This window comes from Streptomyces sp. NBC_01451 (assembly GCF_036227485.1).
Taxonomy (GTDB): domain Bacteria; phylum Actinomycetota; class Actinomycetes; order Streptomycetales; family Streptomycetaceae; genus Streptomyces.
On record NZ_CP109479.1, the window covers coordinates 9,765,474 to 9,791,302 of the forward strand.

A 25,829-nucleotide genomic window follows, 5' to 3' on the forward strand; every position below is an offset into this window, starting at 1 on the left:
GCGGGATCTGGCGGGCCCCGGAAGGCGAACGCATGTCACCCGGTGGCGCAGGCAGTGCCGTTGAGACTGAAGGCGGTGGGCTGGGTGAAAGTGCCGCTGGAGGAGCCCTGGAAGCCGAAGGTCGCCTGGCCGCCTGCCGCCACCTCGCCGTTGTGGGACACGTTGCTCGCGGTGACAGCGCCTGACGACCCGGACAGGTTCGCGTTCCAGGCGTTGGTGATCTGCTGCCCGGAGGGGAGGGTGAACGCGAGCTTCCAGCCGCTGACAGGGGAGGAGCCGGTGTTGGTGATGGTGACGTCGGCGGTGAAGCCGCCCTGCCAGACGTTCGTTCCGTACGCCACCTTGCAGGCCGTGGATCCTCCGGGGGTGCCCGGGTCGGTGGGGCTGCCCGGGTCGGTGGTGGACCCCTTGTTGACGGTCGAGGAGAACGAGGTGACGGCCAGACCCGCGCCGTTCTGCCAGGGCTCGAACCCCGCCTGAACACTCGTCAGGTACCAACTGTTCTGCGCGAGCCCCCGCGAGACCGCCTGCCGGGCGAAGTCCATGACATCGAAGTTCCAGCTGCTGATCGCCGACGGCGCGACGAAGGACAGCACGTCGTTCGACCCGTTGCTGCCGGACCACACCTGCCACTGCCGCCCGGCCACGGTGGCGGTGCCCACCGGGGAGCCGATGGGCTGGACGGATCCGACCTTGTTGAACCAGAGCATGATCTCGGTCCGGTTCACGCCGTCGGTACGGGGCGTGGGGTCGAGCCAGATGTCGTACGAGGCGTTGTACGCCGCGTCGTTCACATAGCTGTAGGAGATGCTCGAAGGCGCGTTGGCGATGGTGCTGAGCTGAGCGGGCAGGTTGGTTCCGGGCGAGCAGTTGGTGTAGTGGCAGCCGTTGTAGACGGACGGGTAGGACTTCGGAGCGCCGTTCGTGGGGACGGATCCGTCGGCCTGGGTGATCCTGAACCCCGAGTCGGTGACGGCGATGCACTGGGTGGCGCTGGTGCCCCAGCGGTTGTTCTGAACCACGTAGCGGCCCTGGATGGTCGTTGTGCCGAAGGCCTGGCAGATCGTGGTGTCGGCCTGTGCCACTGACGCTGTGGTCAAGAGCGCGGCGAGTGAGACGAGCGAGGTGAGCAGCGCGCCGAACAGGCCACGCGCACTGCGGGCATGGTGCGGGGAAGGACGCATGCGGATCCTCTTCAGGGGGATGGGGGGTGCGGAAGGGCTCCCGCAACTCTGTGAATGGGAGCGCTCCCAATCCGGGCTTCGGCTGGGACTGTAGGCATGGTTCAGGTCCCTGACAAGACTGTCGGCATGAACCTGCCCAACCGATTTCGGAGACGCAGGTCAGAGATGGGCATCGGGATGCAGCACGCGGTTCCGGGAGGGCTCCCCGGACAGGTTGGATGACGAGTCGTCAGGTCGACTCGCGTACCACCAGCTCCGTACGGAGGATGACGTGACGCCAGGCCACGGCGCCCTCCTCCATCTCCTCCAGGAGCAGCCGGATCATGGCCCGCCCGATCTCCTCGATCGGCTGGCGCACCGTGGTCAGCGGTGGTTCGGTCCGCTGGGCCAGCGAGAAGTCGTCGAAACCGATCACGGCGACGTCCTCGGGCACCCGTCGGCCGGCCGCGCGCAGGGCCTCCAGGGCCCCCGCGGCCGTGGTGTCCGAAGCGGCGAGGACGCCGTCGATGTCCGGATACCGTTCGATGAGCTCGGCCATGGCGCGCCGGCCGCTCTCCGCCGTGAAGTCGCTCTCGGCGACACGTGCCGGCTCGCCCTCCAGGCCCGCCATCGCCAGGGCCTCCTCGTAGCCGCGCAGGCGGCACTGGGCGGCGTACAGGTCGAGCGGCCCGGTGATGGTCGCTATCACTCTGCGGCCCTGTCGCAGCAGGTGGGAGACGGCGGTACGGGCTCCGCCGATGTTGTCCGCGTCGACGTAGCTGACGTATTCCTCGCCCGAGCGGCGCCCCAGCAGCACGGTCGGCAACCGGGCTTCGGCGAGCATGTCCGGCAGTGGGTCACCGGCGTGCACCGACATCAGCAGGACACCGTCGACACGGCCGCCGCGCGCGTACTCGAGGAAGCGCTGCCGCTCGGTGTCCGAGCGGACCAGGGTCAGCAGGAGCTGGATCCCGGTGTCCGTCAGCGCGTCTCCGAGCGAGCGGACGATCTCGGAGAAGAAGGGCTCGGCGAACTGCCGCCAGTCCGGCTCCGTCATGACCAGCGCGACCGCGTCGGCCCGCCGCCCGGCCAGGGAACGGGCGGCGAGATTGGGCACGTAGCCCAGTTCCTCGATGGCTCGCTGGACGGCCCGACGTGTCGACTCCTTCACGCCCGCCGCGTTGTTGATGACGCGGGAGACCGTGCCCCGTCCCACCCGCGCGTGGACGGCCACCTCCTCCAGCGTCGGTGTGTCCGGGCGTCGTCTGCCCATGACCGCCTCCCCAAGAGATCACCGATCTTACCGGCCGGAGGCAACCGGGCACACGACTTCAGGAGCGGAGCGGGTGCCGTGCACCCGCGAATTGGGAGCGCTCCCGGTGTGTGGAGGGGGGTATGGGCGTTATCGCTGGTGGTTGACGGCGGAGACAGGTTCCCGGGATTGAGGTGCCCGTTGTTTGCTCGGGGGAACAGTGCGCCGTTCCGGGGGCTGCTCGGGAGGGCGAGTGCGGGCCTGGTCCCGCTGGAGCCGTGAGAGGACCGGGCAGCCCCCGCGAGGGGTAGGGGCTGCCCGGCCGGGTGACCCCGTCACCAGGCGACGGGGTCGCGTACGCGGAGCGCCGGCGGGGGCTACTCGAGGAGTTCCGCGTACGAGCCCATGGCCAGGGCTATGTCCGCCTGGGCCCAGAACCGGTGGTAGGTGAAGACGGGCGCGGCGCCACCCTTGAGGTAGGCCTCGATCTTCGACCAGGCCGGGTCGTTCTTGTAGAAGGACCGGATCGAGGAGAACGTCGAGGACGAGTCGATGCTCTCGCCGTTCGGCATCCTGCCGGTCCAGCCGCTCGGCACGTAGAGGCTGTCGTCGAACCGGCTGTAGTCGGTGCGGGTCTCGGGAACAGCGATGCCGAGACTGTCCTGGTAGTTGCTCCACATGCCGTCCAGCAGTGCCTTCGCCGTCGACTTCGACGCCGCGTCACCGGACTTGGCACCGTAGTACGCGAGGGTCTTGGCGTAGGCCGCCGCCACTCCGACGTCGTTGGTGTAGTCGGCGACGGTGACATGAAGTCCGCTGTTGGCGCCGGGACTTGACGGGTTCCAGGTGTCGGGCTGGCCCGACCACTGGAGGGTGGAGGGGATCTGGTAGCTGCCGTCCGGGTTGATCGTGGTCTTGGACAGCGCCCACTTGACCCACTTGTCGAGGACCGCCTTCGCGGCGGCGTTGCCCGTCTGCTGGTAGTACTCGGCGACCCGTTCCATGGACCATGCCTGGAAGCCGAACCACTGGTTGGACGGCGGGTCGTGGTAGACCGGCTGCTGGTCGTAGTACATGCCGTAGAACGTCGACTTCCCGGCCGGCGGGGTCGCGTAACGGCCCGCCCAGCTGTTGGTCGAGCCGCCGGCGATCGCGCCCTCGTCCGCCTGGAGCCAGCGGTAGAACTCCATCTGACGCTGGAGCGACTTGCTCCAGTCGGCCGCGCCGGTCGACGACTTGGGCTTCAGGTCGGCGTACGAGCTGAGCGCGTAGGCGGCCAGCGGGTTCTGGTAGCCGCTGTGGGCGAAGCTGGAGCCGATCCGCCAGGACCAGCCCGCGCTGGTGTCGGTGGACCCGCCCCAGGCGTAGTACCAGGACATCAGGTAGTGCGAGGCGTCCTTGCCGGTACCGGCCGGGCAGGACGAGGGCCCCACGCAGTTGCCGATCTTCTTGAAGTACTTGTCGTACATGGCGTACCGCAGGTAGTCGCCCATCTTGGCGGCCTTGGCGATCGTGCCCGACACGGCCGAGCCCTTGCCCTGCTGCTTCGCCCACAGATCCGCCCAGTAGGCGGCCTGCACAGCACGCGCGTCGGCGTCCGGCGCGGTGGTGTACTTCCACTGCTTGGCGTACGACTTGTCCCCGGTGAACAGGTCCAGATAGCCGTTCTTGCCACCGTACTTGAAGGCGTCGCAGGTCGGCTGCGGCACCGTCTCCCACACCGATTCCTGCGGGCCGCGCTGGAAGGTGTTCATGTACGACGGTCCGGTCTCCGTCGGCCCGGCCTCGCACTTGCCGCCCGGCGTGTTGCCGAAGCCGTAGGTGTTGTCGACGTCCTGGATCCAGTGCATGCCGTAGACGTCGTCCGTGCTGTAGGCCGACTTCAGCTCACCGGCGATCGGGTCCGAACCGACGGGTACGGAAGGGTCGAGCGCGGTCGGATACTGGTCCGGCGTGTCCTCCTCGGGCCCGTAGGTCGCCGGTTTGGAGGCGCTGTAGAAGGAGTTGGTCGGCTGGTCGGCGTGGGTGGGGATCATGTACCTCTCCATGATGTCCCAGGCGCCGTTGAACTTGGTCCAGTCTCCGGTGACCTTGCCGTACATGGCCTGGAGCCACAGGAGGTAGCTGTAGGCCTCCGACGTGGTCTCGTGGCCGTGGTCCGGGGCCTCGACGATCAGTGTCTCCACCGAGTGGTAGGGGATGCCCTCGGGAGAGAAGTAGCCGCTCGCCGGGTTGGTGATCTTGCCGTAGAGCTCCAGGAACCGGGCGTCGTAGGTCTTGGACGCCGCGATCTGGGTGACCGTGACCGACGCCTTGCCGTGCCCGGCGGCCGTCGACTCGAAGGTCGCCGCTCCCGTGCCGGAGGAGTCCGCCGTGACGGTCACCTTCTGCGCGGTGTTCCAGTTCGACGAGGTGAACGTGAGTGACGCCCCACCGGTCACCGACAGCCCCGAGTTGCCGCCGGTCCGGGCCGTCGTCACGGTCACACCGGCCGACGGCCGGCTCGACAGCTTCACGTCGTACGTCGCCGACTTGCCCTGCTGGACGGCGAGTTGACCGGTCGAGGCCACCACGGCGGGACCCGTGGCGACCGTGATGCCGACCGGCGTGGACTCCGCCGACGCGCCCAGACTGTCGTACGCCTTCGCCAGCAGGGAATGACTGCCCACAGCCAGACCGGAGGCGGAGAGGGTGTAGGGCGCGCTCGTGTCCGTGCCCAGCAGCGTGGTGTCGTCGTAGAACTCCACCTTGCTGATCGTCGCGCCGTCCGCGGCGGCTGTGGTCGCCGCGAGCGGTACGGCGTCACCCAGCGAGTAGACCGCGCCGGCGGCCGGGCTGGTCAGTACGGTGATCGGCGGCTGGTGGGCGCCGACGCAACTGGTGCCGTTGACCGCGAAGCCGGTCGGCGCCGCGTTGCTGCCGCTGTAGCTGAACTGTGCGCCCGCGGAGACGGCAGCGCCCGGGGCGATGGTGCCGTTGTACGAGGCGTTCTTGACGGTGATGGCCTGACCGGACTGGGACCAGGTTCCGTTCCACCCGTTCGCGAGCTTCTGGTTGCCCGAGTAGCCGTAGGCCAGGGTCCAGCCGTCGATCGCGGCGGTACCGCGGTTGGTGAGGGTGAGGTCGGCGGTGAAGCCGGATCCCCAGTCGTTGGTCCTGTAGTCGACGCTGCACTGCACGGACGCCGCGTTCGCGGTGGTCGTCCCGCTGGCGAGCATCGACAGGGGCAGAGCGAACACGGCGGCGGCTGCGGTCCAGAACCGCCGTACGGTTCTGCGTTTGCGTCCGGGATCCATGTGCTGTTCCTCCTTGCGTCACGCGACTCACGGAGAGATGTCGAGGGGGGAATCCAGTGGGAGCGCTCCCATCGTGGAGACGAAGGTGGGATCGGTCAAGATGCCGACGACTTCAAAGTTCGAACTGACCCGACGGGAGCGAAAGTTTCGCAAGGACCCTATGAAACCCCGCCAGTTGGCGCTAACTTCCTCCTCACCAGTGGGAGCGGTTCCATCACTCGACGCGTCCGAAGCGGCGCGCCAAGCTGTAAGGACTCGCTCATGCGACACCCCCCGCATTCAGTACTTTTAGTCAGCGACGCTCTCCTGAGCGCTGGTCCACCTGTGTTCTCGGCCCGGGGAGCCACGGCCGCGCACGCAGTGGGACACGCCGTCACCAGCCAGTGCGACGGGCCCCTCCTGGGCACTGGGCCGATCAGCGGCCGTGACGCCGACGAACAATCCCGCACCGATGAGGTCCGAGCTCGGTGGTCACACCACCCTGCGGTCGCCCGACGACCGGGCTGTGACGTGGTGCGACGACCCGTGTGCCCGTCCTGTCCGGCCGGACCCGGAACGTGCAGGACTCCTTCGCCGATCCGTCCCTGATCTCCGCCCACGAAGTCACTGCCCCTGTAGGGCGTCGGCTCGCGCGACCGTTCGCGCGGCCTCCATCCCGCACGTCCACATCAAGAACCCGCACGTCCACATCAAGAAGAGGAAGCCCGCACTCATGAGTCACACCAGGACATCTCTGCTCGCCGCCCTGGCGCTGGTCGCCGGGACGTCGGGAACGGCGCTCATCGTCGGCCAGGCCGGCGCTGCCACCGCGGCCGTCCCCTGCACCGTCGACTACAAGTTGCAGAGCCAGTGGGACACCGGTTTCACCGCCGCCGTGACCATCACCAACAACGCGGCCGCCAAGTCGGGCTGGTCGGTGAAGTGGTCGTACGCCGGCAACCAGAGGGTCACGAACGGCTGGAACGCGAAGATCAGCCAGAGTGGTGGCGACGTCACCGCCACCAACGAGAACTACAACGGCACGCTGGCGAGCGGTGGTTCGGTCAGCTTCGGCTTCAACGGCTCCTACAGCGGCACCAACAGCGTGCCCGCCACATTCACCCTCGACGGTGTCGCCTGCAACGTCGACAACGGCGGTGGCACAGGTGGCGGTACCGGCGGCGGCACGGGTGGCGGCACAGGCGGTGGAACCGGCGGCGGCACCGGCGGTGGGGACGGCGGCGGAACCGGTAGCCGGGTGGACAACCCCTACACCGGCGCCAAGGTGTACGTGAACCCCGAGTGGTCCGCCAAGGCCGCCGCCGAACCGGGCGGCAGCAGTATCGCCAACCAGCCCACCGCCGTCTGGCTCGACCGCATCGCCGCCATCAACGGCGTCAACGGCGGCATGGGTCTGCGCGCCCACCTCGACGAGGCCCTGAAGCAGAAGGGCTCAGGTGAACTCGTCGTCCAGATCGTGATCTACGACCTGCCCGGCCGCGACTGCGCCGCCCTCGCCTCCAACGGCGAACTGGGGCCCAACGACCTCGACAAGTACAAGTCCCAGTACATCGACCCCATTGTGTCGATCCTGTCCGAAGCCAAGTACGCCGGCCTGCGGATCGCCACCGTCATCGAGCCCGACTCGCTGCCCAACCTGGTCACCAACGCCGGCGGCACCCCCACCACCACCGACGCCTGCGTGACCATGAAGGCCAACGGCAACTACGAGAAGGGCGTCGGCTACGCCCTGGACAAGCTGGGCGACATCCCCGGCGTCTACAACTACATCGACGCCGCCCACCACGGCTGGCTCGGCTGGGACAGCAACCTCGCTCCGGCCGTGCAGCAGTTCCAGAAGGTCGCGACGTCGAACGGCGCGAGCGTGAACGACGTGGCCGGCTTCATCGTCAACACCGCGAACTACAGCCCCACCAAGGAGCCGTACCTCAAGGTCACCGACATGGTGGGAGGCCAGACCGTGCGCCAGTCGAAGTGGGTCGACTGGAACCAGTACGTGGACGAGCAGTCCTTCGCCCAGGCGTTCCGCGACAAGCTCGTCGCGGCCGGATTCAACTCCGGACTCGGCATGCTGATCGACACCTCGCGCAACGGCTGGGGCGGCTCCGCCCGGCCCACCGGCCCCGGGACGCAGACCACCGTGGACGGCTATGTCGACGCCAGCCGCATCGACCGGCGGATCCACGCCGGCAACTGGTGCAACCAGAGCGGCGCGGGCATCGGTGAACGGCCGACCGCGGCTCCGGCCACCGGCATCGACGCCTACGTGTGGGTCAAGCCGCCGGGGGAGTCGGACGGCAACAGCACCGCCATCCCCAACGACGAGGGCAAGGGCTTCGACCGGATGTGCGACCCGACGTACGGCGGCAACGCCCGCAACGGCAACAACCTCACGGGCGCACTGCCGAACTCGCCGCTGGCCGGACGGTGGTTCTCGGCCCAGTTCCAGCAGCTGGTCCGGAACGCCTACCCGCCGCTGTCGTGACCTGCTGAGGCGGTAGGTGACCGCCGGGATCCGTCCCTCGCCCCTGGCCGAGGACGGATCCCGGCGGATCCAGTGCGTCAGGCCGGCCGTCTCCCTCGGTGCGGCGATCATCCGGGTGACACGTCACTGGACGCCGTGGTTCGGTCAGGCCGTCACCTCGGCGATGGAGACGTCCACGGCCTGACTGCATCTCGGAGTACCTCGGTCCCCTTCGGACGACCGGGCCGGTCGGGCGACTCAGCGGACCCGGTCGTAGACGAGGGCCAACGTGCCGTGCTCGCCCGCGGTCTGGCTGACGAGTGTCCACTGGTGCGCGGGCAGGCCGTCGTCGAAGAGGCGGGGCCCGCCGCCGAGGAAGACCGGAAAGATCGTCAGCGCCAGCCGGTCCACCTTGCCGGCCGTCAGGAGTGCCTTGACGACGCTCGCGCTGGAGAGCACGAGGATGTCGCCGCCTTCGGTCGCCTTGAGGTCCGTGACCACCTCGACGGTCGGCTTGTCGACGATCGTCGTACGCTCCCACGGCGTCTTGTCGAGGGTCGAGGAGAGGACCACCTTGTCTGTGTCGACGAGCCACTTCGCGAAGGCCTCGTCGCGTGGGTCGGCACCCTCCATGCCGATGACGGTGGGCCAGAAACCGAGGAACCCCTCGGCGTTGACCCGCCCGAGCAGGGCCGTCGTCGCCGGCTCCCAGAGGCTGGTCAGATGGTCGCGGGCGACGTCGGTCACGGCGTACGGCATCACCCAGCGCATGTCCAGAGGGTTGTCTGGTGCGGCGTAGTGGCCGTCGAGGGAGAGGGCCATGTTGGTGACTACTCGTCGGTCGGCGGTCTGCTGTGTCATCTCGCGCTCCTGGTGGCGGTGTTGTCGGTGGTGTCGGTGTCGTGTGGGTACGCGCTGAGGGTCGCCGCGAGTTTGTCGAGGCTCTGGCCGAAGCCGATCTCGATCCCGGCGACGAAGTCCGCGGAGTCGACGGTGCTGTCGGTGATTCGCCAGCGGACGTCGAGGTCTGTGCCGGTGCTGGTGGGACCGAGGTTCATGACGACGTGGGCGGTGAAGGCGAGACGGCCGTCAGGAAGCCGCGGGGAGAGCCGGTAGGCGAGGTGTTCACCGGGTCGTACGTCGTCGACGACCCCCTCCGCGCGCCCGACGACCGGGTGGGAGCCGGCGATGTCCTCCGCGTCGCGGTACTCCTGGACGATCCGCCCTCCGGGGCGCGCCTCGAAGACGAGTTCGGAGACGCGGAGGTCCTCGGGGGTCCACCAGCGCGTGAGCAGGGCGGTGTCGGTGAGGTGGCGCCAGACGATTTCGGGGCGCCCTGTCAACGACCGGTGGAAGGTGAACGAGCGGCCGTCGGCCCACCCCGACTCCTGTGCGGCGAGCCGCTCCGCGTCGACGCTCAACCCGTAGCGGTCGTAGGTCTCACCCGGGCCGTCGGCCTCGTCCGCGGTGTCGGCGAGTTGGCTGAGTGCGGCTGCCAGGTCCCGCAGGGGTCCGGGCCGGAGTGTGTAGATGCGTCGCTGACCTGTGCGTTGGGACGTGACAACGCCGGCGCGCTCAAGGGTTTGCAGGTGCTTGGTCGTCTGGGGCTGCCGCGCGTCGGTGAGCTGGGCGAGAACGCCGACCGAGCGGGGTCGCTCGGCCAGCAGGCTCAGGAGACGCCAGCGGGCCGGGTCGGCCAGTGCGGTGAGGAGTGCGTCCATGACCAGAAGTATTCTCCATGAAGAATATTCGTGTCAAGGAATGTGTTGCGACTTGCTCGGGGTCGTGGCGCGTGCCGCGTTCGACGAAGGGCACATCGCCGCTCCGCGGGACGGGGCCGGCGGTGACACCGGGCCAGGCCCTGGCTGCCGGTGGACGTGGAGGGGGGAGGCGAAGGAGGTTCTTCACGCGGCTCCAGACCTCCACCCCGGCGCCCGGCACCCTGACCTGCCGGGTCACCGGCACCGTCAGCTCGTGGAACTCCGGTCCGACCGCGAACCTCACCCTCACCAACACGGGCATCACCGCGATCAACGGCGGGTTCCTGGCCTTCACCCTGCCCGGCGGCCAGGTCGTCCCGTTCGGTTGGAACACCGCCTGTGCGCCCGCCTCCGGCTGGATGAGGGCAAAGAGCGTCACCCGCAACGGGACCATCGTGCCCGGCGCGTCGGCAGGCATCGGCTTCCAGGCCGCCCGCACCGGTGACACCGCCTCGCCGGACTGGTGCTCGCTTCAACGGCACGGCCTGTGCCGTTGAAGGGAGCACGCCGAGGTGACCTGGAGGACGAGAACGGAGGATGGCGGTGTCACGGCGCCGGGCCGCACACGGCCGTCCGGCACCCGGAACCCTGGCGGCAGCGACTTCGAGTGCTCCTGGCGAACCTAGGAGGATTCGCGGATCACGAGCTCGGTGGGAAGAACGACATGCTGACGCGGCTCCTCAGGGTCGCCGATCTCCCTGAGGAGGATGCGGGCGATCATGCTGCCGATCTCCTCGATGGGCTGACGCACACTGGTGAGGGGCGGATTGCTGTGCCGGGCGATGATGGAGTCGTCGAAGCCGACCACCGCCACGTCGTCGGGGACGCGGCGCTTCTGCCTGCGCAACTCCGTCAGTGCCCCCGCCGCCATGACGTCAGAGGCGATGAACACGGCGTCGAGTTCGGGGACTTGTCCAAGGAGTGAACGCATGGCGGCCGCGCCGCCCTCTTCGGTGAAGTCCGCCGAGGCCGCCAGCTGATCGGTGACCTCGTGACCCGCTTTCTCAAGGGCCTCCCGCCAGCCCTGGAGCCGACTGCGCGCCACGTCCATGTCGAGGGGACCGCTGATCGTGGTGACGGTCCGTCTGCCTCGCGCGAGCAGGTGCCTGACGGCCGCCGCGGCTCCGCCCGCGTTGTCGGAGTGCACGTGGCTGAGCGACTCGGCGGGGGAGCGGCGTCCGGCGAGCACCGTGGGCAGGCCCATGTCCTCCAGCAGCCCCGGCAGTGGGTCGTGCTCGTGCACCGAGACCAGGAGCACCCCGTCGACGCGCCGCTCCGCCACCGACTCGGTGAGCTGGTCCCGCTCGGCCTGGTCGCGTACGAGCACCAGTTGGAGCTGTGTCCGGGTTTCCGCGAGGGCGGTGCTGACACCGCGGATGACCGCGGCGAAGTAGGGCTCGGAGCCCAGTCTGCTCGCCGATTCGGGGATCACCAGGGCAACGGAGTTCGTCCTGCTCGTCACGAGCCCCCGGGCGACCGAGTTCGGTACGTAGTTCAGTTCGTCGATGGCGGCGAGCACGGCGGCCCTCGCCTTTTCGCTGACGAGTTCCGAGCCGTTGATGACTCGTGAAACCGTGGTGCGTCCGACGCCGGCGCGCGCGGCCACGGTCTTGATGGTCGGGCGTTGCCTGCCCTCCATGACGACTCCCTCGCTCGCGCGCTGTCCGACGGCCTTCACCTGCGCATTGTGCCAGACCTCTGGAGAGCGTCAGCGGGCCCCGGACGAAGCGGCACGACATCCTCCGGCAACGAAGTGAGTTCAACTTCTTGACAGACGCCTTTCGGGGCGGCGAGGCTTCGGGCTTCCAAATGGGCACGTTCCCACCGCAAACTGGGAACGTGCCCACCGGACAAATCATGCCTACGGGGCGGACCGTGGGACTCGAACTCCGGTGCGTCAGCGCCGTCGCCAGGAGGACCAGATGGACAAGTTCCGAAGGAAGTCACACACGAGAGCGGTCGCCGCGGTCTCGGCCGTGTCGGCACTCGGACTGATCGTGAGCTGTGGTGGCAGCGACAGCGGAGGGACCGGCGGGGGAACGAAGGACGGCAAGGTCACCATCACCATGGGCCTGTTCGGCGTCATGGGCTTCAAGGAGACCGGACTGCTCGACACCTATATGAAGGAGCACCCGAACGTCGTCATCAAGGCGGACGTCGCGGGTGACGAGCAGACCTACTACACAGCCCTTCAGACCCACTTGGCCGCCGGCAGCGGACTCAAGGACGTCCAGGGCATAGAGATTGGTAGGGCCAAGGAACTGTCCGACACCCAGCAGGACAAGTTCGTCGATCTGGCCGGTGTGTCCGGCACCGACCACTTCCTGCCGTGGAAGCAGAGCCAGGTCACCACCGCGGACAAGAAGGTCATCGGCCTCGGCACCGACATCGGCCCGATGGCCGTCTGCTACCGCAAGGACCTCTTCGAGCAGGCCGGCCTGCCCACCGACCGTGAGGAGGTCGCCAAGCTGTGGGAGGGCGACTGGTCGAAGTACGTCGACGCGGGCAAGCGGTTCAAGCAGAACTCGAAGGCCGACAAGGTCGCCTTCATGGACACCTCCAGCGGACTGTTCAACGCCATGATCTACGGCAACTCCCAGCAGTTCTACGACAAGGAGGGTGAGCTGATATACGCCACCAACCCCGTCGTGAAGGACGCGTGGAAGCTGGCCTCCGAGGCGGCCACCTCCGGTCTGACCGCCAAGCTCCGCCAGTTCCAGCCCGGTTGGGACCCCGGTCTGGCCAACGGCACCTTCGCCACCGCCGTCTGCCCGGCGTGGATGCTCGCGCACATCAGCGAGAAGGCGGGCCCGGCCAACAAGGGCAAGTGGGACGTCGCCAAGGCACCCAAGGGTGCCAACTGGGGCGGATCGTTCCTCGGGGTGATGGAGAAGAGCCCCGTCAAGAAGGAGGCACAGGAGCTCGTCGCCTGGCTCACCGCCCCCGAACAACAGGCCTACCTCTTCAAGGAGATCGGCAACTTCCCCTCGTCGCAGACCGCGCTGGCGCTGCCCGAAGTGGTCGACGCCAAGTCGGAGTACTTCAGCGGCGCGCCCATCGGAAAGATCTTCGGCGCCGCTGCCCAGGAGATCCCCGACGAGCAGGTACTCGGCCGCAAGGACGGCACCATCAAGGACATCTTCTCCCAGGGGCTGACCCTGATCGAGGCGCAGAACAAGAGCCCGGAACAGGCGTGGAAGACCACTGACAAGCGCATCGGGAAGGCCGTCGGCTGACCTCGGGTCCCTTCGCCCCTTCGCCCCTCGCCACGTCCGCGCGTCGCTCGTCTCCGCAGCCGCCCGGCGTCCCACGCACGGCCCGTGTGGGCCGCCGGGCCCCTGCCCGCCTCTCTCACCTTCCAGGAAGGACGCCTTCCGGTGGCCATCTCCACCTCGACACCCTCGGCCGGCCCGCCCGGCGCCGCCCCTCCGCCCGGGACCGGCGCAGGCACCGGCGGGGACCGTCAGCGGCGAAGCACGCTGCTGCACCGCCTCGACGTACGGGGCGCCCCGTACGCCTTCGTCGCCCCGTTCTTCGTCGTCTTCGCCGCCTTCAGCTTCTACCCCCTGATCTACACCTCGTGGATCTCCCTGCACCGCGTCGAACTGTCCACCCTGAACCTCATGGAGTGGGTCGGCTTCGACAACTACACGGCCCTGTGGGACGACGACCGTTTCTGGAACGCGCTGCTCAACACCATCACCATCGGCGTCCTGTCGACCGTGCCGCAGCTGCTGATGGCGCTGGGCCTGGCGCATCTGCTCAACTACCGGCTGCGCGGCTCGACGTTCTTCCGCGTCGCCGCCCTGACGCCGTACGCCACCTCGGTGGGTGCCGCGGCCCTCGTGTTCACGATGCTCTTCGAGCGCGACTTCGGCATGATCAACTGGATGCTGAGCCTGTTCGGTGTCGACAACATCGACTGGGAGAACAACAAGTGGGCCGCGCAGACGGCCATTTCGTCGATCGTCATCTGGCGCTGGACCGGCTACAACGCGCTGCTCTACCTCGCCGCGATGCAGGCGATCCCGCGCGACCGGTACGAGGCCGCGGCCATCGACGGCGCCTCGCGGTGGCAGCAGTTCCTGATGGTCACCGTCCCCGGCATCCGTTCCACCATCGTGTTCACCATCGTCCTGTCCACGATCGGCGCCACCCAGCTCTTCGGTGAGCCCCTGATCTTCGGCCAGGGCCCCAACGGCATCACCGGGGGAGCGGACAACCAGTACCAGACGCTGGGACTGCTGCTGTACGAGGAGGGCTGGAAGAACTACCAGATGGGCCGGGCCGCCACGGTCGCCTGGGCGATGTTCCTGCTGCTCATCGTCGTGTTCGTCGTCCAACGAGTGGTCCAGCGCGTCGCAGCGCGCAAGGCCTGACCGGGAGATCTCCATGACTACAGACAGCATCCCGGCCCGGGCGGCGGACGCACCCCCCGAAACCGTGCGGAAGAACCGCGCGGCCACCCCGTCCGGGGGACGGCGCCGGCGACTGTTCGCGCACCCGCGCGCCGGACGACAGCACCACGCGGGTCCCCTCGCCTACATCCTGCTGGGAATCGCGGCGCTGTTCTCCCTCTTCCCGCTCTACTGGACGATGGTGGCGGCGTCGACCGACAACACGCGCGTCACCCAGACGCCTCCGCCGTTCCTGCCCGGGCCCCACCTGCTGGAGAACCTCGGCAAGGCCTGGCAGGACGCCGCACTGGGCAAGGCCATGCTCAACAGCATGATCGTGGCCGGGGTGATCGCCCTGTCCACGGTGCTGTTCGCCACCCTCGCCGGCTTCGCGTTCGCCAAACTCCGCTTCAAGGGCCGCAACGTCCTGCTGATGCTCGTCATCGGCACGATGCTGGTGCCGCCCCAACTCGGCGTCGTACCGCTGTTCATGATGATGACCGAACTGGGCCTGGGCCAGAAGCTGCCCGCCGTCATCTTCCCCACGCTCGTCAGCGCCGTCGGTGTGTTCTTCATGCGGCAGTACCTGAGCGAGGCACTGCCCGACGAACTCGTCGAGGCCGGACGGGTGGACGGGGCGCACTCCCTGCGCATCTTCTGGAGCATCGTGCTGCCGATCGCCCGGCCTCCCATGGCCGTACTGTTCATGATCACGTTCGTGCACGCCTGGAACGACTTCTTCTGGCCGTTCATCGTGCTCGACATGTCCAATCCGACGGTCCCCGTCGCACTCACCCAGCTGAGCGCGGGATACGTGCGCGACCAGTCGCTGATCATGGCGGGCGCTCTGCTCGGCACCCTGCCCCTGCTCGCCATGTTCATCGTCTTCGGCCGCCAGATCGTCGGCGGAATCATGCAGGGAGCGGTCAAGGGATGAGTGCCCCACCGTCACCCCGCGGCCGGGACCCCTCCCGGGCCCGCAGCCCCAAATCTCCGCTCCCACCCCGCAGTACAGCTGGAAGGATCCTCGTGACCACCATCGCCCGACGTGTCGCGCCCGCCCCGGAGACCACCGCCGCCACCACGTTCCCGCCGGGATTCACCTGGGGTACGGCGACCGCCGCCTACCAGATCGAGGGCGCCGCCGCAGTGGACGGACGCACCCCCTCGATCTGGGACACCTACTCGCACACGCCCGGCATGGTGCGCAACGGCGACACCGGTGACGTGGCCACCGACCACTACCACCGTTGGCGCGAGGACGTCGAGATCATGGCCGACCTCGGCGTGAGCGCCTACCGGTTCTCCTTGTCGTGGCCACGGGTGCAGCCGACCGGCAGGGGCCCGGCCGTCGAGAAGGGGCTCGACTTCTACCGTGCCCTGACCGACGCGCTGCTGGAGAAGGGCATCGAGCCGGTCGTCACGCTCTACCACTGGGACCTGCCGCAGGAGCTGGAGGACGCGGGCGGCTGGCCGGAGCGCGTCACCGCCGACCGGTTCGCCGACTACGCGGCCCTGGCGGCCCGCGCGCTGGGAGACCGGGTGAAGACCTGGACCACCCTCAACGAACCCTGGTGCAGCGCCTTCCTCGGATACGCCTCGGGCGTCCACGCGCCCGGCCGCACCGACCCGGTCGCGGCCCTGCGCGCGGCGCACCACCTCAATCTCGCCCACGGCAAGGCGGTTCAGGCACTGCGCGCCGAACTGCCCGCCCACGCGCGGGCGTCCGTCACGCTCAACATCCACCACGTACGCGCGCTGACCGAGTCCGCCGCCGACCTCGACGCGGTCCGCCGGATCGACACGCTGGCCAACCGTGTCTTCACCGGCCCCATGCTGGAGGGCGAGTACCCGCAGGACCTCCTCCAGGACACGGCCGGCCTGACGGACTGGTCCTTCGTACGCGACGGCGACACCGCCACGATCCACCAGCGGCTGGACTTCCTGGGCGTCAACTACTACGCCCCCACCCTCGTTTCCGCAGCCACCGGCGACGCCGGTCACGGCTCCGACGGCCACGGGATGAGCGAGCACACGCCCTGGCCGGGCGCCGACCGGGTCGCCTTCCACCGGCCCCCGGGCAGTACCACGGCGATGGGCTGGGCGGTCGACCCCAGCGGCCTGTACGACCTGCTCATGCGCCTCAAGGCGGACTTCCCCGCGATGCCGCTGATGATCACCGAGAACGGGGCCGCGTTCGACGACTACGTCAACCCGGCGGGCGAGGTGGCCGACCCGGAACGCATCGCCTACCTGCACGGTCACCTGTCGGCCCTGCGGCGGGCAATCATGGACGGCGTCGACGTCCGGGGCTACTTCCTGTGGTCCCTGCTGGACAACTTCGAGTGGGGCTACGGCTACAGCAAGCGCTTCGGCGCCGTCTACGTCGACTACCCGACCGGCGAGCGCATCCCCAAGGCCAGCGCACGCTGGTACGCCGACGTGGCCCGCACCGGCACGCTGCCGGACAAGGACGGTGGGAACCGGACCGCCGGCGGGTGACGCCATAGCACGGCGTGGTCCCGGCGGAGACCTGGGCAGTGGTGCGGCGGGCCGGGCGCGGCGCCTGGCGGGGTGGTTCCGGGCCGAGGTGGTTCCGGTCTGGGACCACCGGCGGACGGTGGGACCGGGCCCCTGTGCGTAGGGCTCCGTTCCGGCCCGGTGGGAGGTCGTGGTCCGGCTCCGCCTGGCCGCCCGAACTCGACTGCCCCGACTGTCGGTTGATCGTTCGGACCCAGGCCGGACATAGGGTTGGCGGCATGGCGCTGCAACTTGTTCAGGTGAACTTCAAAGCCCGGAACGACTCGGTGCTCGGCCGTTTCTGGGGAGCGGCGCTCGGCTGGGATGTGTCCAGCCCGGAGCCCGGTGCGACCAGTGTCAAACCCGTGGGTTTCACCTGGTCGGACCCCGCCGGCATCTGCGTCGACGTCATCGCCGTCCCGGACCCCGAAACGGTGAGGGACCGTGTGCACATCGAACTCGCCACCAGCTCCGCGTCCCACCACACGGAGTTGGTCGCGCACCTGAAGGATCTCGGCGCGACACCCGCCGACATTGGCCGGGGCGACCTCCAGCGGACAGCTCTGGCCGACCCGGAGGGCAACGTGTTCTGCGTCCTGTCGCCCCGGGAGGACTACCGGGACACCGGGCCGATCGCCGCCGTGGTCGTCGACTGCGCGGACCCACGGGCCATGGCCCGGTTCTGGGACGCGGCGATGGACTGGACCCTGCACGAGGTGACCGACGATCGTGCGCTGCTGCGGTCCGCCAAGGGCGTCGGACCGTATCTGGAGTTCCTCCGCACGCCCCACCTGATGGACACCCGGAAGCGTGTCCATCTCGACCTGGTGCCCTCCCCGGGTGACGGCCAAGCGGCGGAGGTGACCCGGCTTGAGGCCCTCGGTGCGACGCCCGCCGACGCGGGCAGGGGCGACTTCTCGTGGAAGATCCTGGCCGACCCGGAGGGCAACGAGTTCTGCGTCCTCCGGTCGTCCTGACACGGCGCCTCCCCTCTCTGACCAACGGCTGAGCCGCCGCACGGAGCAGCCGCCACCACCCGGAGCACACGCCGAACGGCGCCCTGCCTCCTGAAGCCCGCTGCAACGCCCCCTTCTCCCTGACCGCGATCAGCCGCGGACTTCCCGGGAGAAGGCAGTGGCTCTCGGCCCCGAGCTGATCGGGCCGGCACAGGGGGCCACTCTTCGTGCTGTCGGCGTCGATGCCCCCTCCAGTGCGGCCTGTCTCCGGGGCCCGTCGGCGCAGGGGCCTTCCGGGGCCGGGTTGAGCGCTGTGTGCCGCGGCGGGATGCTGGGGGCAGAGCCCCTGACGGGCGGCGCGGCGCGGTGCCGGTTCGCGACAGGTACGAGGTCGGGATGCATCCATGGACAACGAGCCCGACACGACAACAGAAGCAGGGGGCGCGGGAGCGTCCGAGGACCTCGCGGCCGTCATCGACGCCCGCGGAACCGTCATGGCGTGCAGTGCCGGAGCCGGGCGACTGCTCGGGTACGAGCCCGGGGACCTGGTGGGCCGGCCGGCCGTCGGCCTGCTCGCCGCGAAGCTGCCCTCGGCGATGCGGCGGCGCCTGGCCGCCGGGCAGCTGTGGACGTGCAGGCTGGCGCTGCGAAACCGGCACGGGGACCGGGTCACCGTGGACCTCCGGGGCACGCCACTGACGGATGCGCGAGGCAGGACGCACTGGGTCGTCACCCCCGCGGCGGTGACCTACCCCGCCGGACCGACGGACGCGGGGGCGGCGGAGTTGTGGGACCTCACACTGGCGCAGCTCCCGCTGCCCGTCGCCATCTACGACAGCGAGGCGCGGTTCGTCACCTGCAACCAGGTGATGAGCCATGCCATGGGACTGAGCCCGGAGGAGATGCGAGGCCGGACACTGTGGGAGATCTATCCCGCCCCGCCCCTGGACGAGATCGACCGTCTCCAGCACCAGGTCGTGCGCACCGGCGAGACGATCTTCCGCGAGGAGCAGCCCTTTCGAGCCTCCGGTGAGGTCCGCGATCACGCGTGGTCGCTGTTCCTCTCCCCGCTGAAGGACGCGGCGGGGACGGTGCTGGGGGTGTCGGCGCTGGTGATCGACATCACCGAGCAGTACCTGGCCCGGCGCCGCCTGGCGGTGCTCAACGACGCCAGTGTGCGCATCGGCACCACGCTCGACGTGACCTGGACAGCCGAGGAGCTGGCGGAGGTGGCCGTGACGGGATTCGCCGACTTTGCCACCGTCGACCTGCTGGAATCGGTCGTCCAGGGACACGAGCCGCAGCCGGTACCGCCCGGCACGCCTGTCGTCTGCCGCCGTACCGCGCAGCGGTCGGTGCTGACCGGATGCCCGGAATCAGTGGTTCCCGCGGGCAGCACCGACGTCTATCCTCCCGGCTCACCACCGGCCGAGGCCCTCATCACGGGCCGTGGCGCCTACTACCGTGCCGGGGACCCGCTGCTGCGCGCGTGGTCGACGGCGTCGGCGGCGCGTGCCGAGAGCATGAGGCGTTTCAGGATTCACTCGGTGATGATGGTGCCACTGCGTGCGCGGGGGATCACCCTCGGTGTCATGCACCTCATGCGGCATCGGACCGCGGACGTCTTCGGTCCGGACGATCTGTTGCTCGCCGAGGAGATCGCCGCCAGAGCGGCGGTGAGCATCGACAACGCCCGCCGCTACACCCGTGAGCGCCGGACCGCGCTCGCGCTTCAGCGCAGTCTGCTGCCCGAGCGGCTTCCGGAGGTGGAGGCGGTCGACCTCGCCTACCGGTACCTTCCCGCAGGCCCGGGGGACGAGATCGGCGGGGACTGGTTCGACGTGATCTTACTGTCCGGGGGACGGGTCGCGCTGGTGGTGGGCGACGTGGTGGGTCACGGCGTGCACGCCTCGGCCACCATGGGCCGGCTGCGTTCCGCGGTGCGGACCCTCGCCGACGCGGACTTCGCACCCGACGAACTGCTCACCCGGCTGGACGACCTGGTGATCCGCCTCGACCGGGAGGAGGGCCCGGACGCGCGACGGCAGGCGGAGCGGGCCTCGGGAGAGGTCGGGGCCACCTGCCTCTATGCGGTCTACGACCCGGTCGCCGGCTGCTGCGACCTGGCCCGGGCCGGACACCCGCCGCCCGTCCTGGTGACCCCCGACGGCCGGGCCCAAGTGGTGGACCTGCCGGCCGGGCCACCACTCGGCCTGGGCGGACTGCCCTTCGAGGCCGTCCGGATCGACATGGGCGAGGGCACTCTGCTCGCTCTCTACACCGACGGCCTGATCGAGGCTCCGGGCCGCGACATCGACGTCGGGCTGGACCTGCTGGGTGAAACGCTGCGCCGTCCCGCCGCCAACCTGGAGGAAGCCTGCGACGAGGTGCTGCGCAAGGTACGGCCCGATCCCCCTGCCGACGACATCGTCCTTCTCCTGGCTCGCACCTCGGCGCTCGGCGCGGACCAGGTGCACACCTGGCAGCTGCCCATGGACCCCGCGGCCGTCGCCGGGGCCCGGCGCATGGCGGGCGGGCAGCTGGCCGACTGGGGGCTGACCGAGCTCGGGTTCGCCACCGAGCTGATCGTCAGCGAGCTGGTCACCAACGCCATCCGCTACGGCGACGGGCCCATCCAACTGCGGCTCATCCGCGCCGATGCGCTCATCTGCGAAGTCTCGGACTGCAGCGGCACTGCCCCGCACCTGCGGCGGGCCCGCACCTTCGACGAGGGCGGACGCGGACTGCTGCTCGTCGCTCAGGTGGCCGAGCGTTGGGGCAGCCGCCAGACGGCCACCGGCAAGACGATCTGGGCCGAGCAGTCCCTGCCGGACGAGGGTGCCCGCGAGGCCGCCCACGGAATGGGCACCGAGAGATAGACCTGCCCTGCGTGTCGGCGAACCAATACCGCGGTGCAACCCCCGAGTTCCGCGGCACCCGTGGGACTTCTCCGTCCCAAGGAGATGGACTCGTATCCCGCGCGGCGGCCCCATGGTGCGGAGACCACAGCAACGGGACCGCCGCCTCATGTGAGGATGCGGGAATGGTGTGGCTGAGGGATTGCGGGGAGCGGGCGGTCGGGCTCCTGGCGGGCATGGCGCTGGTGCTGACGGCCTGCACCCCGGGCGGCTCCGGCGACAGGGAGCCCGAGAGCCGCGAGGCGCAGTACAGGCGCGTCATCGAAGACCCCCACCCGCGCCCCGCCGACGTCATCGAAATGGCCGGCGCACCCGACGGTGTGGCCCGCGCGGACGACGACTCGCTGCTTCTCACGTACGAGGCCGACAACGTCGAGGACGACGAGGGGCCCGCCGCCACCGCCTGGCGCATCGTCGGCTCCGACGGCCGTACGGTTGCCGAACACGCGGAGCACGCGAATGCGGAGGATGTGCCGCCCGCGTTCAAGGGGATGCGAGGGGGCTTCGTACGGGTGCCTCAGGAGGCGGCGGAGGGAGCGTGGACCCTCGACGTACAGGGCAGGCGGCACCGGGCGGTCCTCACCGAGACGCCGTTGCACGCTCGCCCCGGCGACGTCCTGCTCAACGAATCGGAGCCGTCCCTCGTCTACCGCCCCGCCACACGCACCGTGGCTCCCCCGGCCGGGGTGCCGGACGACGCCGTTCGCCTCGCCGTCGACGAGCGGGGCACGGTCTGGAGCCTGGACCAGCCCCTGACGGAGGACCCCCAACGCGTCGTCTGGCAGCGCGACGTACGCACCCTCGGTTCGGTGGCCGTTCCCGGGCCGTACACGGGAGGTGTCCTGGCCGCGCGGGGCGGCGCCGCGGCACTGTCCCTCGTCCGGGGCGGGGGTGTGCGGGGCCTGTTGATGACCACGGACGACGGCGCGCACTGGCGGACGGTCCTCGCCGGCGGGATCGCCTGGAAGGAGCTCGGGCATGACCCGGAGGCGCTGGTCCTGGAACTCCTCACGGACGGCCGGCTGCTCGTCGGCGAGGAAGGCGGCCGTTATTGGCTCGCCGCCGACCGCACCAACAGCGCCTTCCGTGAACTGAGGACACCGGCGAGGTTCACGTCGTTCACGGTCGAAGGCACGATCCTCTACGGCATCGCGGACGCGACGACATCGACGTACGACCTGGTGAAGGGCGAAGGGCTGTGGACTTCCCGCGACGGCGGACGCGAGTGGCGGCGCTACGAGCAGGGTGAGTAGCGGCGGACCGGGAGCGGGTACGCGTCCGTGAACTTCGGGCCGACCGCCACTCCGGCGAGCCGGCACCTTGCGCGCTCATCAACTCGACTGGTGTCAGGATGAGTTGAGGCGCGCGGATGGAGTGGCTGTTGGGTTCGCAGGCCTTGCCCGCGGTCATACGGTGTTCTCCCGCCCCGCGGGAGCCGGGTTGCCCTGGTGGATGAACGCGGCCCACGCGGGCAGCCGTGCCAGCCCCGAACGGGAGGCCTGGCCCCGCAGTCTGCCGCGCAGCCCCGGCACCGGCTCGCGGTCGGTGTCCAGCATCCACAACTGTGCGGCGCGCAGCGCGTCCGGCGGCGCCAGCCCCTCCGAGGTGAGGAAATGGTGGAAGACCACCATCATGACCGCCGACGAGGAGTCGCTGATCTGCCAGCGGGAACCGACCGCGTCGGATGCGCCACCCGCCACGAAAGCCGTGGTGGGCGTCAGTGCCTCGTCGTGGTCGCGGTGGCTGAGGTCGGTCTCGCAGGCGCTCAGGACGACCAGCGGTCCGTTCGCTCCCCGGTGGCCGCCCATGTGGTCCAGGATGTGCGTGACCGTCAGCAGACCGCCCTCCGGGTCCCCCTGCGGGGAGGCCAGTTCGAGGGCCGAAGCGGTGGGCCGGTCACCCGCCCGTGCGTGTGAGGCGATGTGCAGCACGGTGGCGGCCAGTGCCGCATCCCCGCCGGGCAGTACCGCGAGGATGTCTCCCGGGGTACCGGACGCGTCCTGCCCGCCGGGCAGGTGCCCCATCAGCCGGGCCTCGGGGTAGGCGGCTGCGTGCAGCGCCTCCACTTCGGTCGGCGCCCAGCCCAGGCTCGCCCAGGGATCGGCCACCAGCACCGCGCGTTCCCCGGTCACCGCCCGGGTCCTGGCGGCGGCGGACAGGAACTCGGCGCCGGAGGCCGCGTAGCTGATCACGGCTTCCTCGCAGGCGTACCGCCGTCCGGAACGGCCATGCGCATCCGAGGTGAGGACGGCGGCGTGCCAGGGGACGGCACCGAGGTTTCCGCACGCCACCAGGACGAGCCGGGGGACGGTGCCGTCGACCGGTCGCAGCGCGTCGAGCACGGGTTCCACGACGGCCGGTCCGGCCCACGCGACCAGCTCGTTCAGCGAGTCCCGCCACGCCCGCTCGTGCACCGGGTCCGGCCCGCCCCCGGGTGCGGCGGCGGAACGCGTGGCCGCCGCGTCCAGATACGCCTCCAGCGGCGCCCGCCCGTCGGCGGCCAGCCCGGGGAGCGGCAGGACACGGGGGGCGCCACGGCGGGGCAGCAGGACGGCCGCGCCGTCGCCGCCTTCCTCGCCGGGTACCAGATGGACGAGGGCGTCGACGGCGGATGTCCGCACGCCCTCCAGCAGTTGGTCGAGGCCGGGGACGGTCAGCAGACCGCGCGGATCCGGCCGGTCGCCGTCCGGTCGCCGCAGGGCGTCCAGCGCCCGGCGCCGCAGGGCGCTCGGGACCACCAGGGTGGCGCGCGGGTCGGTGACCAGGGATCCGGCCGGTGTCCCGGTGTCGTACGGGGCCGGAGCACCGCCTTCCGCGAGGTCCCGTACCGCCTGCCGCCACTTTGCCGCCAGCTCCGGCTCACCGCGGGCCTCCAGCTGCTCCGGGACGGTCCGAGCTGTCGCCGCGGCCCGGAGCACCAGGGCCCGGCCCGTCTCCAGGCACTCGACGGTCTCCTCGATCCGGCCGGCCCGCGCCGCCCAGCCCGCCGCCAGCAGGCCGCGGCGGGCGCCTGCCCGGGCGGCCTGGAGCCCGTCCTCGGCACCGAACTGCAGCAGGACGTCCTCCGCGACGAGCCGCAGCGACTCCAACGCCGTGGGCACGGCGAGGGCGGGCGTGCCCTGTTCCTGGTACGCCCGTGCGAGATCCCACAGCACCGAGCCGGCCGTCGCCGCGGAGCTGTGCTCGGTGAGGCCGCGCCGTGCCTCCTCCAACTCCTTTACCAGCTCGTCCAGTCGATCGGTGTCACCGGTCATCTCGTAGGCGGCGCGCAGTGCCAGCGCGATGGCCTGGCGGCCGAGGACGTGCTGGTCGACCGCCGCCGGAGTGCCGGTCAGATGCGGACGGGCCTGCCGTACCGCCTCGGCGACACGTTCCGGATCCTCCTCCAGCAGTGCGGTGAGTGTGAGGGTCTGGACCCGCACCGACTCCAACATCGGGCGCACCACGGGCAGGCTGTGCGTGTCCTCCAGGACTGTCGCGAAGTGGGCCTGGGCGCGGTGCAGTTCGGCGAGGTCGCGGAGAAGCAGGGCGAGGTGCAGCCTGACCGTGCCGAGGAGGAAGGGGATCAGGAAATACCACTCACCGTCGTGGTCGGCGGTGGTGTCCAGCGCCCGGAGTTCGGCGAGCAGTGCTTCCAGCGGCTCCCGCTTCTCGGGGGCGTCGGCGTCGTACTGTTCCTGGATCTCGCCGAGCCTGAGCTGGATCCGCAGGATCCGGAAGCTGAGCAGCAGTCCGGCGGAGCCCGGACCGGTGGCGTGCGGCGAGGACTCGACGGCTGTGGCGGCTGCGCTCAGGGAGTCCAGCCATCCGCGCGCCCTCGCCAGGTCCTGGCGGTTGCCGGACGTCATGGTCAGCGTGGAGAGCAGGGTGGGGAAGAGCAGTTGAGTGATCCAGACGGCCCGGTCGTCCGGGAACTGTGTCCCGCCTCCGTCGATCGCACGCCGGAGGCGCTCGGTGGCATCGTCCAGCAGTTGCGGGTGTCCGGTGCGCAAGGCCTCGGCGATCAGCCCGAGAGTGGCCGTCACTGGCCCGTCGACCGGGTCACCCGTGGTGGCGCCGTCCCTGCCCGGGCTCGCCCCGGGGTCGATCGCCTCGATCACCTTCGCCAGCTCACCGGGTGCGAAAGATCCCGGCACGGTCAGGCCGGTCAGCAGGGTGATCTGCCGGAACAACTGCTGCGCGGCTGCCTCGTCCGGCAGCCCGACCAAGGGTGTTCCTGATGCGGCGTCCGGGCCCGCGCCCGGAGCGCCGACGGTCTCCGGAGCGGTGTCCGGAGCGGTGACGGTGCCCGGTTGCGTCAAAGAGACAGGGACAGTGGCCGTATCCGCTCCCGTTGCCGCACCCGGGTCCTGGAGGAAGTCGGTGTACGCGCTCAGCAGGGCCCGCAGGATGTCGCCCATGGGACCTGGCTGCTGGTCGGCCATCTCCTTCGCGATCTCGGCCAGTCGAGTCGGATCGACGTCGTCCTGCCCGCTCAGCAGGCGCCGCGCCAGGTCCATCGTCCCGGCATGGTGCCGTGCCGCTGCCGCGTCCTCGGGCGGCAGCCGTCCGGCCATTCCTTCGAGCAGCTCGCTCAGCTCGGCCAGATCGCCGACGGTCCCGTCCTGACCGGTCATCGCCCTGAAGCCCATGTTCCAGGCCGCCATGGCCCCGTCGGCCGTGCTGTCCCACCCGGTCAGTCCCTCGGGCGGCACGAGCAGCAGAGCCAGCCACACCTCGGTGCTTCGCTGTTCCTCCGGCCCGGTCCGCCCGTCGGCGTGTACGGCCCGTAACAGACGGGTGGCTTCGGCCCGGTCGGTGAGCGAGCGTCCGGCCAGATACCGCGTGGCGTAGAGGCCACCGAGTCGGCGTCGTACGGTGGCGGTCAGCGGCTCGGTCTCCCCACCGGCACCGAAGGCGGCGGACAACTCGGCCTCGACACCGGTCAGTTGCTCGATCGTCCGGTCGAGTGCCGTGGAGTCAGGCAAGGTCTCCAGGGGTACCCGGGGAACGGCGATCAGCGTGACCGCCTCCGCAGCGAGACGCGTGGCCCGTGCCCGCAGCGTCGCCGCTTCCCCCTCGTCCGAAGCCGGGATGCGCATCCAACTCCCTTTCACGTGCACG

Annotated in this window: 17 protein-coding genes; 10 read left to right on the forward strand and 7 right to left on the reverse strand. The window is 70.0% G+C overall.

Annotated elements, in window-relative coordinates:
- Nucleotides 1-35 precede the first annotated feature (35 nt).
- The 3 genes from OG595_RS43035 to OG595_RS43045 all read right to left on the reverse strand — a co-directional run bounded on the left by OG595_RS43035 (nt 36) and on the right by OG595_RS43045 (nt 5,711).
- On the reverse strand, nt 36-1,184 hold the full coding sequence (locus tag OG595_RS43035; protein WP_329282000.1) for a GH12 family glycosyl hydrolase domain-containing protein: 1,149 nt from the start codon (nt 1,182-1,184) through the stop codon (nt 36-38).
- A gap of 229 nt (nt 1,185-1,413) precedes the next feature.
- Nucleotides 1,414-2,436 carry a LacI family DNA-binding transcriptional regulator gene (locus tag OG595_RS43040; protein WP_329282003.1) on the reverse strand — a complete coding sequence of 341 codons (1,023 nt, stop codon included), beginning with the start codon at nt 2,434-2,436 and terminating at the stop codon, nt 1,414-1,416.
- A gap of 356 nt (nt 2,437-2,792) precedes the next feature.
- Entirely contained in the window at nt 2,793-5,711 is a 2,919-nt protein-coding gene (locus OG595_RS43045; protein WP_329282006.1) for a glycoside hydrolase family 48 protein, read from the reverse strand.
- A 712-nt stretch (nt 5,712-6,423) separates the two neighbouring features.
- On the opposite strand from OG595_RS43045, the gene OG595_RS43050 reads away from it, so the two are divergent.
- A complete protein-coding gene (locus tag OG595_RS43050; RefSeq protein ID WP_329282008.1) occupies nt 6,424-8,196 on the forward strand; it encodes a glycoside hydrolase family 6 protein in 1,773 nt (590 codons plus the stop codon).
- Between the two features lie 16 nt (nt 8,197-8,212).
- The gene (locus OG595_RS43055; RefSeq protein ID WP_329282009.1) at nt 8,213-8,380 is read left to right on the forward strand and encodes a hypothetical protein; all 168 of its coding nucleotides are present in this window, start codon (nt 8,213-8,215) and stop codon (nt 8,378-8,380) included.
- A gap of 53 nt (nt 8,381-8,433) precedes the next feature.
- On the opposite strand, the gene OG595_RS43060 is transcribed toward OG595_RS43055, so the two are convergent.
- Nucleotides 8,434-9,036, reverse strand: a complete 603-nt coding sequence (locus OG595_RS43060; protein WP_329282010.1) for a dihydrofolate reductase family protein — start codon at nt 9,034-9,036, stop codon at nt 8,434-8,436.
- Nucleotides 9,033-9,896 carry a metalloregulator ArsR/SmtB family transcription factor gene (locus OG595_RS43065; RefSeq protein ID WP_329282011.1) on the reverse strand — a complete coding sequence of 288 codons (864 nt, stop codon included), beginning with the start codon at nt 9,894-9,896 and terminating at the stop codon, nt 9,033-9,035. The genes OG595_RS43060 and OG595_RS43065 overlap by 4 nt, the downstream gene beginning before the upstream one ends.
- A gap of 122 nt (nt 9,897-10,018) precedes the next feature.
- Between OG595_RS43065 and OG595_RS43070 the strand changes: the two genes are divergently transcribed.
- Nucleotides 10,019-10,432: a cellulose binding domain-containing protein gene (locus OG595_RS43070; RefSeq protein WP_329282013.1), complete on the forward strand. Its 414-nt coding sequence runs from the start codon at nt 10,019-10,021 to the stop codon at nt 10,430-10,432.
- A gap of 125 nt (nt 10,433-10,557) precedes the next feature.
- On the opposite strand, the gene OG595_RS43075 is transcribed toward OG595_RS43070, so the two are convergent.
- Nucleotides 10,558-11,574, reverse strand: a complete 1,017-nt coding sequence (locus OG595_RS43075) for a LacI family DNA-binding transcriptional regulator (protein ID WP_329283615.1) — start codon at nt 11,572-11,574, stop codon at nt 10,558-10,560.
- A gap of 283 nt (nt 11,575-11,857) precedes the next feature.
- Between OG595_RS43075 and OG595_RS43080 the strand changes: the two genes are divergently transcribed.
- From OG595_RS43080 to OG595_RS43110, 7 genes are all read left to right on the forward strand, one after another.
- Nucleotides 11,858-13,171, forward strand: coding sequence for an extracellular solute-binding protein (locus tag OG595_RS43080; RefSeq protein WP_329282014.1), 1,314 nt, complete (start codon nt 11,858-11,860; stop codon nt 13,169-13,171).
- A gap of 141 nt (nt 13,172-13,312) precedes the next feature.
- Nucleotides 13,313-14,314, forward strand: coding sequence for a carbohydrate ABC transporter permease (locus tag OG595_RS43085; RefSeq protein ID WP_329282016.1), 1,002 nt, complete (start codon nt 13,313-13,315; stop codon nt 14,312-14,314).
- 13 nt (nt 14,315-14,327) lie between these two features.
- Nucleotides 14,328-15,269: a carbohydrate ABC transporter permease gene (locus tag OG595_RS43090; protein WP_329282018.1), complete on the forward strand. Its 942-nt coding sequence runs from the start codon at nt 14,328-14,330 to the stop codon at nt 15,267-15,269.
- A 92-nt stretch (nt 15,270-15,361) separates the two neighbouring features.
- On the forward strand, nt 15,362-16,834 hold the full coding sequence (locus tag OG595_RS43095) for a GH1 family beta-glucosidase (protein ID WP_329282020.1): 1,473 nt from the start codon (nt 15,362-15,364) through the stop codon (nt 16,832-16,834).
- Nucleotides 16,835-17,091: 257 nt separating this feature from the next.
- Nucleotides 17,092-17,829, forward strand: a complete 738-nt coding sequence (locus OG595_RS43100; protein ID WP_329282022.1) for a VOC family protein — start codon at nt 17,092-17,094, stop codon at nt 17,827-17,829.
- Nucleotides 17,830-18,212: 383 nt separating this feature from the next.
- Nucleotides 18,213-20,687 (forward strand): SpoIIE family protein phosphatase, encoded by a 2,475-nt coding sequence (locus tag OG595_RS43105; RefSeq protein ID WP_329282024.1) that lies wholly within the window; start codon nt 18,213-18,215, stop codon nt 20,685-20,687.
- Between the two features lie 164 nt (nt 20,688-20,851).
- Nucleotides 20,852-21,979: a hypothetical protein gene (locus OG595_RS43110; RefSeq protein ID WP_329282026.1), complete on the forward strand. Its 1,128-nt coding sequence runs from the start codon at nt 20,852-20,854 to the stop codon at nt 21,977-21,979.
- 153 nt (nt 21,980-22,132) lie between these two features.
- Here the strand turns inward: OG595_RS43110 and OG595_RS43115 are convergent, their stop codons facing one another.
- Nucleotides 22,133-25,807 carry a CHAT domain-containing protein gene (locus tag OG595_RS43115; protein WP_329282028.1) on the reverse strand — a complete coding sequence of 1,225 codons (3,675 nt, stop codon included), beginning with the start codon at nt 25,805-25,807 and terminating at the stop codon, nt 22,133-22,135.
- Nucleotides 25,808-25,829: the final 22 nt, after the last annotated feature.

Coding starts and splice junctions, on each gene's coding strand:
- OG595_RS43035 (WP_329282000.1), bottom strand. CDS start 1,184: ATGCGTCCTTCCCCGCACCATGCCCGCAGTGCGCGTGGCCTGTTCGGC.
- OG595_RS43040 (WP_329282003.1), bottom strand. CDS start 2,436: ATGGGCAGACGACGCCCGGACACACCGACGCTGGAGGAGGTGGCCGTC.
- OG595_RS43045 (WP_329282006.1), bottom strand. CDS start 5,711: ATGGATCCCGGACGCAAACGCAGAACCGTACGGCGGTTCTGGACCGCA.
- OG595_RS43050 (WP_329282008.1), top strand. CDS start 6,424: ATGAGTCACACCAGGACATCTCTGCTCGCCGCCCTGGCGCTGGTCGCC.
- OG595_RS43060 (WP_329282010.1), bottom strand. CDS start 9,036: ATGACACAGCAGACCGCCGACCGACGAGTAGTCACCAACATGGCCCTC.
- OG595_RS43065 (WP_329282011.1), bottom strand. CDS start 9,896: ATGGACGCACTCCTCACCGCACTGGCCGACCCGGCCCGCTGGCGTCTC.
- OG595_RS43075 (WP_329283615.1), bottom strand. CDS start 11,574: ATGGAGGGCAGGCAACGCCCGACCATCAAGACCGTGGCCGCGCGCGCC.
- OG595_RS43080 (WP_329282014.1), top strand. CDS start 11,858: ATGGACAAGTTCCGAAGGAAGTCACACACGAGAGCGGTCGCCGCGGTC.
- OG595_RS43090 (WP_329282018.1), top strand. CDS start 14,328: ATGACTACAGACAGCATCCCGGCCCGGGCGGCGGACGCACCCCCCGAA.
- OG595_RS43100 (WP_329282022.1), top strand. CDS start 17,092: ATGGCGCTGCAACTTGTTCAGGTGAACTTCAAAGCCCGGAACGACTCG.
- OG595_RS43105 (WP_329282024.1), top strand. CDS start 18,213: ATGGACAACGAGCCCGACACGACAACAGAAGCAGGGGGCGCGGGAGCG.
- OG595_RS43110 (WP_329282026.1), top strand. CDS start 20,852: ATGGTGTGGCTGAGGGATTGCGGGGAGCGGGCGGTCGGGCTCCTGGCG.
- OG595_RS43115 (WP_329282028.1), bottom strand. CDS start 25,807: ATGCGCATCCCGGCTTCGGACGAGGGGGAAGCGGCGACGCTGCGGGCA.